This window comes from Flavobacterium sp. NG2 (assembly GCF_034119845.1).
GTDB lineage: Bacteria > Bacteroidota > Bacteroidia > Flavobacteriales > Flavobacteriaceae > Flavobacterium.
This window is the reverse complement of the sequence record NZ_CP139420.1, coordinates 741113-755617: the sequence shown is the minus strand read 5'-3', so window position 1 is coordinate 755617 and position 14505 is coordinate 741113. Positions and strand designations below refer to the sequence as shown.

The following is a 14505-nucleotide window of genomic DNA, read 5'->3' as shown; positions in this document are numbered from 1 at the left end:
TAAAAAGAATTAAAATGGATTTAAATTTTTCAAAAACAGCTGTCCTTGTAATGTGTGCTGTAGTTGCTATCGGTTATAGTCAAGATAAAAAGTCTAAAAAGAAAACCGCTAATATTGATTTATCACATTGGACGGTAACCGTTCCTGAGGAAGATCCTAATAAGCCTGGAAAGCCAATACAGTTAGGGTATCCAGAGATTTTGGATTACAATAACATTGAGGGGGTGAAGAAGTATATGTATGATGATCCAAAAGATAAGTCAATCGTTTTTTATGCTTATCCATCGGGAACTTCAACGGCTAACAGTCATTATTCAAGGTCAGAGCTAAGAGAAACGATGGTTGTAGGAGATAACAATGTAAATTGGACATTTGCTCAAGGTGGATATTTTAAAGGGACTTATGCTATTGAAGATATTTCAAAAGAACCAGATGGGAAGTACAGTCGTGTAATTATTGCCCAAATTCACGGAAGATTGACCAATGAGCAACGTCAATTAATTGGCCAAAAAGATAATAATGCCGCACCGATTTTGAAAATTTATTGGGACAAAGGAAAGATACGTGTAAAAACAAAGGTGCTAAAAGATTTGAATGCAGAATATAAAGATATGCTTTCTGATCATGCATGGGGAGATGATGAAGGTCGAAACTTTAAAGAAAAAGTTGATTTCAACAAATTTACTTTAGAAATTAAAGTCTCTGATGGTCGTTTAGAAGTTGTTCTAAATGGTACTGAATCATTTGTTTATGATGATATCCATATAAAAAAATGGGGTGTTTTTGAGAATTATTTCAAGGCTGGGAACTATTTTCAATCAAAAACCCCTGGTACATTTGCAAAAGTTAAGATTTATTCTTTGGAAGCAACTCATTAACAGTTATTTAGTGTAAGGTTTTTTATTTTTTCTTTTTTGTTTTTGTATTGTTTTTTTTATAATTTTACGAACCAATCTGGTTAACCAGATAATTTTTAAAAATTGAATTATGAAATTAGAAGTAGTCACAAGAAAAGATAATAAAGAATCCTTAAATTCAATAATCGCTAAGATTAGAGAATATATCAATTATAAGAATCTCGAACCACAAGACAAATTACCTTCAGAGCGTATGTTGTCTGAAAAGTTTGGCGTGAGTAGAAGCAGTGTACGTGAAGCTATCCAAAAATTGGAGTTTTATGGAATATTGAAATCTATTCCTCAAAGCGGAACTTTTGTGGCTGATATCGGGATTATAGCTATTAACGGAATAATAGATGATATTTTGAGATTAGGAGGATCCGATTTTAAATCGTTAGTTGAAACAAGAATTTTAATAGAATTGAAAACAGTTCGGTTAGCTGCGACTAGAAGAACTGAAGAAGATTTAGTTCAGATAAAAGCTGCTCTTGATGCCTATTCAGAAAAGGCTTTAAAAGGAGAAGATGCAGTGCAAGAAGATTTAATTTTTCATCTAGCAATTGCTAGGGCTAGTGGGAATAGTACCATGAATAATATGATGTTGATTATTATACCAGAAATTTTAATCAATTTTGAAAAGTATCATGTGTGTGAAAAAAGTAGTGATGAAACGGCTAAAAGAATAAAGGAGCATACTGCTATTTATGAAGCTATTATTGCTCAAGACACACAATTGGCAAAACAAAAAATGAAGGAGCATTTTAAAGCACTATATGAATATTGCTATAATGTTTAAGAGATAAAATAAAAATTTAGTAAAATAGGGATTTCTGTATAGATTATTCTGATTCCTAAAATAACACTTTTTTATATTGTATAATTCATTTCACCTTATTGAAAAATAGAGGTACAGGTATTTTTTGGCTTTTTTAAAAAGTAAACCAAGATTAAAAATAAACGATAAGACTATGAAAATTAAAGGATTAAGATGGTGGATTATTGGATTGATTATGATCATCACAATAATTAATTACTTGGATAGAGGTACGCTCAATTATATGTGGGTAGCCAATATAGAGTATCAATTAGTGGATGAAATAAAAATTGATTCCAAAGAAAATCAAGCTCAATTTATGGCTAAAGATAGTACCTATCTGTTAGTTTCTAAAAGAGGTGAAAAAATTGTACAGAAGGCTGCGTTGGTCAATTTTAAAGATGATGGACAGATTGTTGTGAATCGTCAGGGTATTGCCTATGAATTAGGCATTGTCGATAAAGATGCTTCACCTGAAGAAGCGTCAAGACAAGCCAAAGAGCAATTGGGAATTATCACTATTTTCTTTATGATAGCTTATGGTTTTAGTCAATTATTTTCTGGGAAGTTATATGATAGAATTGGTACACGTCGTGGTTTTGTTACCTCAGTATTGGTTTGGGGTCTAGCAGATGCTCTTACGTCTTTAGCACAAGGAAAAGTTTCTTTGACAGGATTTAGAATGATGCTTGGATTAGGGGAAGCAGGTCCTTGGCCAGGTGCTACTAAGAGTAATGCCGAATGGTTTCCTCAAAAAGAAAGAGCTTTTGCACAAGGTCTTTTTGGAGCTGCAGCATCAATAGGTTCTATTCTTGCACCAATTGTTATTTTGTCTTTATACATGTCAATTGGTTGGAAAATGACATTCGTAGTTGTTGGGGTCTTGGGAATTTCTTGGTTGGTGCCTTGGTTGATTATTAATACTAAAGGACCGAAAGAACATAAGTGGATTACTGAAGAAGAACGTGAATATATTGTAAGCAATCAACCAGAGTCTAAGGTGACTAACGAAGTTGGAAAAACATGGGGTGAGCTTCTTGCAAATAGAAAAAATTACTCTGTAATTCTAGGACGTTTTTTCCTAGATCCTATTTGGTGGATGTTTGTTACGTTTCTTCCAATGTATTTAGTAGAAGAATTTAACTTGAACATTAAAGAGTTGGCCTTTTCAGCTTGGGTACCTTATTTAGGCGCGATGATTGGTAGTATTTCTGGTGGTTGGTTCTCTGGTTATTTAATACGTAACGGAGCAACAGTTGATAGAGCAAGAAAAGTAGCCATGTTGTTAGGTGGTGCTATTATTGTTCCGTCAGTAATTGCATCGGTGATGGTTCCAAATGCTACTTTGGCTGTAATATTAATGGCTTTCGTACTAGGTGGTTTTCAGTTTACAATGACAAATCTTCAAACCTTACCAAGTGACTTACACGGTGGAAAATCAGTTGGTTCGTTAGCAGGTTTAGGAGGTGCATCAGCAGTATTAGGAACTATATTGGCAATTTTATTTGCTGGTCAGATTTCTAGTTGGCCTTTATTGTTTGGATTGTTAGCGGCTTTAGTACCGTTGTCATTATTGTCTGTTTTCTTGACAGTAGGCAAAATTGAACAAATAAAATAAGTATAAATTAAATTAAATAGAATAAAAATGGGTAAAGTAGAAGGTAAAGTAGCAGTTATTACTGGTGCAACTGGAGGAATTGGTTTCGAAGTTGCTAAAAGATTAGGTAAAGATGGATATACTGTAATTTTAAATGGTATTGATGATAAAGCAGGTGCTGAAAGAATAGCAGAACTTACTTCAGAAGGAATTACAGCTGAATATTACGGTTTTGACGCTACAAATGATGAAGCGGTAACTGAAAACATCAATAAAATAGGTGAAAAGTACGGTAAAATTGATGCTTTAATTAATAATACTGGTGGAATTGGTGTAAGAGCTAGATTTGAAGAAATGACAACAGCAGAATATAAATTTGTTATGGCTTTGAACCTTGATTCAGTATTTTTTGCTTCAAGAGCTGCTATTCCTTTCCTTAAAAAAGGTGAAAACGCTTCAATCATTAACTATACATCAAATGCTGCTTGGAATGGTGCGGGACCAGGTGCTGGTATCTATGCAACTTCAAAAGGTGGGGTTCAATCGATTACTAGAGCTTTAGCTAAAGATTTAGCTGAGTACGGTATTAGAGTGAATGCTGTATCTCCTGGTACAATTGATACTCCTTTCCATGCACAAATTAAAGCTACTAAGCCTGAAGTTTTTGCTTCTTGGAAAAGTAGTGTATTATTAGGTAGATTAGGAGCGCCAGAAGAAGTAGCTGGTGTTATATCTTTCTTAGTAAGTGATGATGCTTCTTTCATAACTGCTGAAACTATCCAAATTGGTGGAGGTCAAGCTTTAGGAATATAAATAGATTTATCCAAAATAGATTACTTTGGTAATTGTTTTTAATCATCGTAAGATTGAAATAAGATTTTACGATGATTTAACAAAATCCAAAGTTCTTGTGAATGTGAGTACATATAGTTTTTTGCATTAGAAGGTAAAACTTGTGAAGTGCTAATTTTAGTGATGTATCTGATATTTAATAGACTTTCTCCCAGTTGTGGATTAATGTTGAGGACATTGGAGAATTAGTTTTTGGCTAAAAAAAAATCTGATTTAGTTTTAAAAAAAGTTACTTTTGAACCTTCTTTCGAAAACGATTGAAGGTTTTTTTATATATTTTTAGCTTAGCTAAAACAATGTTAATCAATTTGGAAATAATTAAGATGAAAAAAGTGATCACTTTTGGTGAAATTTTACTCCGTTTGTCTACAGAAAGACATTTACGATTTTCTCAAGCGGAATCTTTTAAAGCTACCTACGGAGGTGGAGAGTTTAACGTAGCAGTATCATTAGTCAATTATGGTATGAATGCTGAATATGTTACTAAAATTCCTGACAATGAAATAGGTATTAGTGCTTTGAAAGAAATGCGTAAATTAGATGTAGGTTGTGATAATGTCTTGTTTGGAGGTGATAGGTTAGGTATTTATTTCTTAGAGACAGGAACTAGTACTCGTGCTAGTAATGTTATTTACGATAGAGCAAATAGTTCTATGTCAAGCCTTCAAAAAGGAGAGTTTGATTGGAAGGAAATATTAAAAGGAGCTACATGGTTTCATTGGAGCGGTATCACACCAGCACTTTCTGAATCTGCTGCTGAAGCTTGTCTTGAAGCCATTAAGGTTGCTCACGATATGGGATTAACTATTTCTACGGATTTGAATTATCGTGCTAAACTTTGGCAATATGGTAAACAACCGAAAGAAGTTATGCCAGAAATGTTAAAGTATAGCAATGTGATTCTAGGAGATATTGATACGGCTTATTTTATGTTGGGGTTAGATAAAGTTGATCCTGATTATAAGGATAGTGCAGCATTACCAGCTCTATATGATAAAATCTTCGATATGTGTCCTGAAATGAAATATGTTGCAACTACTTTGCGCTATTCTGTTAGTGCTTCGCACCAACGCATTGGGGGAGTAATGTATGATGGAAAAACTATTTTCAATGCAGAAGTTCAAGAAGTAACTCCTGTTGTTGATAGAGTAGGAAGTGGAGACGCCTTTATGGGTGGATTGATTTATGGTTTGAATGAAGAGCCATTAGACAAACAAAGAGCATTAAACTTTGCTGTTGCGGCTTGTTGTTTAAAACACACTATAGCAGGAGATTATAATTTAGTAACAAAACCAGAAATTGAAAAATTACTTTCAGGGGATTTTTCAGGAAAAGTATCAAGATAAAAATAAATAAAATGGCACAATTTACACGAATTGAAGTAGCACAAGTAATGAAAGAAACAGGTCTCGTACCTTTGTTTTATCATAAAGATATCGAAGTGAGTAAGCAAGTGATGAAGGCTTGTTATGATGGTGGAGCTCGTTTGTTGGAATTTACAAGTAGAGGAGATTTTGCTCATGAAATCTTTACCGCTTTAGTTAAATATGCTATTGCAGAATTACCTGGTATGGTATTAGGAGTAGGTTCGGTTACAGATGCAGCTGCGGCTTCTTTATATATGCAGTTGGGAGCTAATTTTATTGTGACGCCAGTATTTAGAGAGGATATAGCTATTGTATGTAATCGCCGTAAAGTGATGTGGTCACCTGGTTGTGGGTCATTAACTGAAATTGCTAGAGCTGAAGAAATGGGATGTGAAGTAGTGAAGTTATTCCCAGGGGAATTATACGGTCCTGCTTTTATCAACGGAATCAAAGGGCCTCAACCTTGGACAACTATTATGCCAACTGGTGGGGTGTCACCAACTCGTGAAAGTTTAACTGAGTGGTTTAAAGCCGGTGCAGTTTGTGTTGGTATGGGGTCAAAACTTGTTAAAGCAGAAGCCGATGGTAAATTTGATTTAGCTAAGATTGAATCTTTAACTAGAGAATGTATAGAAATAATAAAAGAATTGAAAAAATAGAATTCTTCTAAAATAGGATTAGTAGTAATACTAATTGATTATAAACCCAACTTGCATGTATTTGTAAGTTGGGTTTTTTTAAATTCAGTAGCTTGGTGTTTGTGGTATTTTTTTGATTAAAAATTCACATAAGTAGATAGTAAATCTTGGTTCTTTTTTAATGACTGTATGTTAAAATTTTATGATATATAGGTTTATTCTGTCTGTTTATCCTAAAAATTAATTATGCTGAATCTCTGTCATAGTCAATGTTTGTTCATTAAAACTTCATTTTTTTTATTGCTAATAAATTTTTCCTGCTTTTTTTAATTAATATCGTTTCATTTATTGAAATTTAATGGTGTTTTTTGAATAAATCATATAAAATATTTTTTTAACATAATTATAAGACTTATATTTGGCGAACCAGATTGGTTTGTCAGTGTAGCGAATCAATAATGTCTAATTTCTAAACCCAAAAAATTATTTTAAAAATGAAATGCACAATTTAATTTAAAAGATTATTTAAGAATTAATCAATCATTTTAATCACAAACAAATTAACCATGAATTTAAAAACTAAACTTATTTTAATGCTAATGATGATATTTAATATATCATTATTTGCGCAAGGCGGATATATATTATCCGGTACGGTAGTAGATGGAGGTAAAATGCCTATCCCTGGTGCTAATGTAATTATAGCTAATTCTACAAAAGGCGCCTCAACCGATATTGATGGAAAGTTCAGATTGGAAGTTAAATCTGGAGATGTACTTCAAGTTTCGTACATAGGTTTCAAAATGCAATCAATTAAGATTACAAATCAAAAGACTCTTAACATTGTACTAGCTGATAGTTCTAATGAATTGGAAGAAATTGTAGTTGTTGGATATGGAACCCGTAAAAAATCACATCTTACAGGAGCAATTGCAAAAATTGGTGGTGAGGATGTTGCAGCTGTACAAGCTAGTCGTGTTGATGAAGCGTTGGCTGGTAAGTTATCAGGTGTAAGAATCCAAGCTCAAGATGGAGCGCCAGGTTCAGATCCTAAGATTCAAATTAGAGCTGCATCATCTGTTAACGGTAATTCTAGTCCGTTGATTGTTGTAGATGGATATCCTATTTCAGGAAGTATTGCAACTATTAATCCAAATGATATCGAGAGTTTAGAGGTATTAAAAGATGCTGCTTCAGCTGCTATTTATGGTTCTAGAGGGGCTAATGGTGTAATTTTGGTTACAACCAAAAAAGGTAAAGCAGGTAAGCCTAGTTTTAGCTACAATGCTTACTCAAGTGTGTCGAATAGATACGTGAAAGACAATGTACAAATGACTGCTAGTGAATGGGGGAATAAATTAGAATCGGGTATAGCTGATGGTACTTATAATGTTTCAGGAGTGAATGCAGGTCTTTTAAACTATAGAATTAATGCTTTTAAAAATGCACCTGATGTTTTAGCTGTAGAAGATTGGCTTTTCCGCACTGGAAAAAGTATTAGTAATGATTTCAGCATGAGTGGAGGTACTGAGGATGTGAAATATTTTGCGTCACTTGGTCATCAAAATATTGAGGGCATAGTAATTACTCAAGGTTTTGAGAAAATTAATGCACGTATGAACGTTGATGCTAAATTAGGAGAGAAATTCAAAACAGGAGTAAGTTTTAATGGATTTACATCTAAAAGAGATATTGTAGGTTGGGATATGAGAGATCTTATTAGGGCTTATAATATTAGTCCTATTTACCATACGGCAGCTTCTATCGCCTTTGTTCAACAATTAGATGCTCAAAGAGCAGCTTTGTCAACTTCAGGTGTACCTGGACTTAGTAGTTCATTTGACTCTGGTTATAGAGCAGGTCCTGATTCTCCATTTAATAAAAGTATTTATACTTTACAACCAGGTATGACTGCGCAAGATTGGCATTATGGAAGAGCTGGTAATGGTATTGGAGGGACAGGTGATGCTGGTCCTGCAACAAAGTTAGACAACACAGACCGTTATCAAAAAACGTATTTTGCTAACATAAATACTTATTTACAATATAGTCTTCTAGAAGGGTTAAATTTAAAAACTGTTTTGGGAGCTGATCTTAATGATGTTCAAGATTATTACTGGAGAGGTTTAGAGTCAGATTCTCAGGCACGTTCTAATCAAACTAATTTAGATCAAACAGAATTAAAACAATCTTCAGTATTAAGTGAAACTACTTTGAGTTATACCAAAGAAATGGGTAAACATGAGATATCTGCTGTAGCTGGTGTTGAATTTCAAAGTATTTATTACAAAGGAGTTTCTTTAGCTGGAACTAATGTGCCATTTAGAGATGTTATTGATTATAGCTTATTTGATCCTGCGGATATAACTGTAAGAGAAAGAGACGAGACCATAATTAGAAAAAGTGTTTTCGGAAGAGTGAATTATGCGTATGACGATCGTTATTTGGCGTCGGTATCGGTAAGAAGAGATGGTGATTCTCGTTTTGGTGCTAATAAAAAATACCAAACGTTTCCGGCGGTTTCTTTAGGATGGAATGTGCACAAAGAGTCATTTTACAAATCAGATTTATTGAGCTTGGTAAAACTAAGATTTAGTACAGGGTCCTTAGGGACTACTTCTGATTTAGGAGCGTATAATTCATTGAGTCTTTTGCGACCTCAAGCAACCGTGTTTGGAACCGGTTTTCTACTTCCTAGCGATGTTGCAAATCCCGATTTAACCTGGCAAACCAATACTGAGACAAACTTTGGTGTTGATTTTGGAATTACAAATAATCGTTTCAGATTGAGTGTTGATTATTATACCTCAGATATTCAAGATATCTTAATTAATCAAAGTGTGTCAGAAGTACTTGGAACTCCTTCAATAAGACTTAATTCAGGTGATGTAAGAAGCTCTGGATTAGAGTTTGAATTATCTGCAGGTCTTGTGCAAAATAATGATTTCTCATGGGATGTTTCTGCCAACTTATCTACAGTAAAAACTGAAATTAAAGATTTAGGTGGTTTGACTGAATTGCCAAGACAAATTTATGGTCAGAGTGGTAGAGGACCTGTTTTTAGAAACTATGTAGGAGGAGGTATTGGTGAAATGTGGGGAATTCAAACTCTTGGAAAAGTTGAAGATAAATATATGAATGATCCAAGTTTACTTATTGGCATGAGTAGTTCTGCTTTTTATGTTAAAGATCAACAGTCTCCTGGTGAGCCTGGATATGGTGTTATTGATAAAACCAAAACAGTTGCTGAAGGTGGAGATTTAGTTAAAATAGGACAAAATACACCAGACTTCTACTGGGGATTGAACAGTTCATTTAAATATAAAGATTTTGATATGTCATTCCAATTACAAGGATCTCACGGAGCGGAGGTTTGGAATGTTGATCCAATTTATTGGAATTCAGAATTTGGTGGAAGATTAAGTACTCGTTTTGATGCAGAGTATAATGCTCCTGAAGGGACCCCAGGAAAAGGTATTGCGGAGCATAATGGATTACCTTATTTAGATTCAAATAATCAATTAGATGCGCAAATTCAAGACGCTTCTTATGTTGCTTTGAGAAACCTTACAATAGGATATTCTTTTAAATCAGAATTGGCTGCTAAAGTAGGTGTAAGTTCTGCAAGGGTGTATGCTGCTGCTACTAACCTATTATATTTAATGGGGAAAGATTATACTTCTTTTAATCCAGAGGGTGTGGATACTACCAATACTGGTTATGCAGGTCCTACTACCTATGGAGTACAAGTAGGTGCAAGTCCTATAGTTAGAAGCTTTACGCTAGGATTAAATGTTAACTTTTAAAAAAGAAAAAATGAAAAGAGTATATATATTATTATTTGGATTAGTGTTGTTAACAACAGCATGTGATAATGATTTGGATCAAGTTCCACCAAATATCGCTAGATCAAATTCTTTAAAAGATTTTCAGGGAGTTTTAAATGCAGCATATTACTATCAGATAGGTTCTGTAACACCTATGGCGGTAATGGGTGACTTCAGGGCTGACAATGCGAAAATGTTTGAGTCTCCCTATACGGAATTTGATATTTACGGGCCTAATTTAACGGCAATGGATAATCAATTTTTCCGTCCGTTCTATGCGGCTATGTACAAGGCTATATTGAGTACAAACAACGTTATTGAAAACTCTTCAAATGCTACACATGTGGCTGAAGCTAAATTTTTAAGAGCTTTGTCTTACTTTAAACTAGTGCGCGTTTTTGGAGATGTTGTCGTATTTACAGGGACAACGCCAAATATACCTGATATCCCGACTTATGATTTAAAAAGACGACCAGTTGCTGATGTTTATAACAACGTAATTATTCCTGATTTGATGGCTGCTCGAGATGCTTTAAGTGCTACAAGATCTTCTACTGGAAGAGCAACAAAGTATGCGGCACAAGGATTGCTTGGAAAAGTGTATATGCAAATGGGTAATTTTACTCTTGCTACACCAGAACTAGCTGCTGTTGTAAATGCTGCTGCAGCGATGGGCTCATCGTCAACGACACAGTTTCATTTACGCCCAACTTATGCTGGTGTTTTTGGGAGTACAAATGATTTGAATTCAGAAATTCTTTTTGCAACTCAAATTTCAAGTTCAATAATAGACGAATATGGATTTACTGAGTTTTGGTCATGGTATCTTGGACAAGATACAAAATCACAATCACCTGTTGATCCACGTTTAGTTTCTGCTTATGATAATGGAGATGATAGGAAATCGGTAAATATTCTTCAATCAGGAGCTAGAATTATATCTCCAAAATACAATCAAGCAAACGGTCCTAATCATGACTGGATTGAACTAAGATTAGCAGATATTATTTTGTTGTATGCAGAAGCCTTAAATGAAACGACGAATGCAAGTGGATTAAATTCAGCAAGTATTTTAGCTAGATTGGATCCTATTAGAACTAGAGCAGGGTTAACTTCTTTAAGTGGTACAGCATTAACTCAAGCTGCTGTTAGAACTGCAATTCTAAATGAAAGAAGGTTAGAGTTGGCTTTTGAGGGACAAAGATGGTTTGATTTAGTGAGAACAGGAACTGTAAATGCTGAAATGGGTGTCACAATTGATAGTAAGTATCATTTGTTTCCTGTTCCAATTTCAGAAATATTAGCAACTAATGGAATAATTACACAAAACTCTGGTTACTAATGTTATATGGTTTTTAAAATAATAAATCTAAATAATGCAGTAAATTGTATTGTTTCTGGGCAGTAAGCCTTAAAAAAGATTTATTTCAAAAAAAGTTAAATTTAGTTTTCTATATAAATACCGACATGAAATTCATGTCGGTATTTTTTTTGTTTTTATTTCTAGTATCTAAGTTGTTGTATGTCAATAATGTAGTTGATGGGGGTGATTTCTGATTTGACTGTTTTTTAGGTGTTAATTTTTGTGTTTTTAATTTTTTTAATAAATAATTATCATATATTTGGTTTTTCAAATTGGTAAACCAATATGGTTTTCCATACCAACCAACCAACCAAAAAAATTATAATGAAAAAAATTACTATTTTAAAAACCAATTCGTTAAACCAAATTATGGTGTTAATGTGTTTTCTGTTTTTTAATGCATTGCAAGCACAAACGACCTATACGAGTGCAAGTGCTTTAATCACAGCTGTAAAAGCGGCGGGAACCACTGGGGGAACTTTTATTCTTAAAAATGGAAGTTATTCTAACTTTCAAGGAGGGTTTACAGATTTAAATCAAACTACCTCCAATCCAATTATTATCAAAGCAGAGACTGTTGGAGGGGTTACTTTGACAGGGAATTCATATTTTACTTTTAAAAGATGCGCTCATATAACTGTTGAAGGCTTTAATATTATTGCCACTGGTTCAAGTACTTTGGTAAAACTTGAAGGATCGAATAATATCAGAATTACAAGAAATGTATTTGATTTGACTACAACAGTTGCTATCAAATGGGTGTATATTGGAGGTGTTTGGGACGATACTGTTTTCCCTTATAACAATCCGAGTCACCACAATCGTATTGATCATAATACCTTTCAAAACAAGCGCACCGCTGGTCATTACATAACCATAGATGGTAATAATTCAAAACATCAATCGCAATACGATCGTATTGATCATAATTATTTCAAAGACAATGGTCCTAGAGCGGTTAATGAACAGGAATCTATTAGAGTGGGTTGGAGTGATATGTCTAAGTCAAGTGGTTTTACAACGGTAGAATATAACTTATTTGAAAATTGTGATGGAGATCCTGAAATTGTATCAGTGAAATCTTGTGACAATATCATCAGACACAACACTTTTAGAGGTAGCTATGGAACATTGTCTTTCAGACATGGAAACAGAAATAGAGCAGAGGGGAATTACTTCTTTGGTAATGGTCGTGAAATAGGAAATGCTCCAGCTCCTAACGAGTCAACCAAATTATATACCGGAGGAATGAGAGTTTATGGTACAGATCACGTTATAATCAATAATTACTTTGAAGGACTGAACGGAACTAAATGGGATGCGCCAATTACCTTGACTCAAGGAGATGCAATTGAAGGAAGTAGTTCTGATTTAACCAAGCATTACAGAATAGAACGCCTTTTGGTTGCTTATAATACTTTGGTAAATAATGATCAAGGAATCGAAATAGGGTTTTCTAATAATGGTGCCTATGGCCAAAAAATGAAAGATGTTACAATTGCAAATAATCTTATTACTAGTGATAGAAATAGTTTGGTAAAAATAGTGGATGGTAAGGACCAAGGTTCTGATATAACTTGGAAAAATAACCTGATGTACCCTACTGGAAGTGCCACTTTAATTTCAGGTGCCACTACTACCACACTGTCAAGTAGCAGTCAGGTGATTAATGAAAATCCTAATTTAGTGTTTAATAGCGCTACGGGCACATGGAAATCTACGGCCTCAACTCCGCTTTATGCAAATGCTTCTTCAGTTGCTAATGAGCAAGATATTGATGGGCAATCTAGACCTTCAACGAGTAATCCTGGTGCTGACCATTTTAGCATGGAATCAGTTCGCTATATGCCAATGACAACAGCAACAGTTGGGCCTTCTGCTTATGAAAACATTCCTCTTGCTTTGTCTGCAATAAATAGTTTTTCCATAGGGGAGGGGAGTCAAACCACAAACGTAACTACAAATCTTAGTTGGACAGCAACCGTTGATAGTCCAAGTTGGTTAAGTGTAAATAATGCTTCAGGAACTGGTAATGGCTCTATTGTAATTACTGCTACCGCAAATAATTCTGGTGCTACTAGAGCGGGGCTTTTAACAGTGACCGGAGACGGTATTGATCCTGTGACTTTAACTGTAACACAGGTTGGTCCTACACTTACTTTATCAGCTATTTCAAATTTAGTAGCTGCTGGAGAGAGCAAAATGACAACAGTTAGTTCAAATGTTGCTTGGACTGCTAGTATTGATAATCCTAGTTGGTTGAGCATTAGCCCAAGTTCGGGAACAAACAACGGTTCAATAACGGTTACAGCTACGGCCAATACAACAACAACTTCTAGATCAGGAACCTTAACTGTTATTGGTGGAGGATTAACAAGAACCTTAACGATTACTCAAGATGGGAAACCTTCTGGAGCTGTATTAATAAATGCTGGTGTTGCAGGAGCACCTGTAACGGTGACGGCGACTCAAGAACAAGTTGACGCTACTCGTTCTAATTACGCTATAAATACTTTGGATAAAGATACAGGTACAAGATGGTCTGATTTAGGGACAGGTAGTACAACAGCTCCTTATGGGGTGTTGACTTATGATTTTGGAGGAGTATATACTTTGGAATCAATTAAAATTGCTACAACTGGTACTTCGACTAAGTTTTATTATTATGGTATTCAATTTTCTATTGATGGAGTGAATTATTCAACAATGGTAGATGTAACAAGTGATTTAGGAACAGCTTTCAAAACCTATTTATTTACTGATCAAGCAAGATATGTGAAAATTACAGGTAAAGGGAATAACTCTTCTGCGTTTTCAACTATTTCCGAAATTGAATTTTACGGTCAAGCTGTTTTATCCGTAAAGAAGAACCAACTTAACAATGCTTTTACTGTTTATCCTAATCCAGTTTCTGCTACTTTGTATATGCAATCTTCATTGATAAATGCTAGTCACGCAATAATGTATACTATGGATGGCAAGGAAGTTTTGAATAGTAAATTAACAAGTTCTGATGCTTCACTTTTCTCTATGGATGTAAGTAGTCTTCAAAACGGAACTTATTTATTGAAAATCCTAAACGAGTCTGGAGCTATTGTGGGAACTAAAATGGTTTTGGTTAAAAACTAGTTTCTAGTTATATATTGTA

The 14505-nt window shown here is 34.3% G+C and carries 9 protein-coding genes; all 9 read left to right on the top strand.

What is annotated here, in order from left to right; genetic code table 11:
* Window positions 1-14 precede the first annotated feature (14 nt).
* Complete coding sequence (locus tag SLW70_RS03080) at window positions 15-878, top strand: polysaccharide lyase family 7 protein (RefSeq protein ID WP_320890526.1); 864 nt, start codon at window positions 15-17, stop codon at window positions 876-878.
* Window positions 879-987: 109 nt separating this feature from the next.
* Entirely contained in the window at window positions 988-1695 is a 708-nt protein-coding gene (locus SLW70_RS03075; RefSeq protein ID WP_320890525.1) for a FadR/GntR family transcriptional regulator, read from the top strand.
* A 172-nt stretch (window positions 1696-1867) separates the two neighbouring features.
* On the top strand, window positions 1868-3331 hold the full coding sequence (locus tag SLW70_RS03070) for an MFS transporter (protein ID WP_320890523.1): 1464 nt from the start codon (window positions 1868-1870) through the stop codon (window positions 3329-3331).
* A 27-nt stretch (window positions 3332-3358) separates the two neighbouring features.
* Window positions 3359-4123 carry an SDR family NAD(P)-dependent oxidoreductase gene (locus tag SLW70_RS03065; protein WP_320890522.1) on the top strand — a complete coding sequence of 255 codons (765 nt, stop codon included), beginning with the start codon at window positions 3359-3361 and terminating at the stop codon, window positions 4121-4123.
* A 362-nt stretch (window positions 4124-4485) separates the two neighbouring features.
* A complete protein-coding gene (locus SLW70_RS03060) occupies window positions 4486-5508 on the top strand; it encodes a sugar kinase (RefSeq protein ID WP_320890520.1) in 1023 nt (340 codons plus the stop codon).
* Between the two features lie 11 nt (window positions 5509-5519).
* On the top strand, window positions 5520-6188 hold the full coding sequence (locus SLW70_RS03055) for a bifunctional 4-hydroxy-2-oxoglutarate aldolase/2-dehydro-3-deoxy-phosphogluconate aldolase (protein ID WP_320890519.1): 669 nt from the start codon (window positions 5520-5522) through the stop codon (window positions 6186-6188).
* A gap of 545 nt (window positions 6189-6733) precedes the next feature.
* Window positions 6734-9973 (top strand): SusC/RagA family TonB-linked outer membrane protein, encoded by a 3240-nt coding sequence (locus SLW70_RS03050; RefSeq protein WP_320890518.1) that lies wholly within the window; start codon window positions 6734-6736, stop codon window positions 9971-9973.
* 10 nt (window positions 9974-9983) lie between these two features.
* Window positions 9984-11336, top strand: coding sequence for a RagB/SusD family nutrient uptake outer membrane protein (locus SLW70_RS03045; RefSeq protein ID WP_320890517.1), 1353 nt, complete (start codon window positions 9984-9986; stop codon window positions 11334-11336).
* A gap of 345 nt (window positions 11337-11681) precedes the next feature.
* Window positions 11682-14486, top strand: coding sequence for a chondroitinase-B domain-containing protein (locus SLW70_RS03040; protein WP_320890516.1), 2805 nt, complete (start codon window positions 11682-11684; stop codon window positions 14484-14486).
* Window positions 14487-14505: the final 19 nt, after the last annotated feature.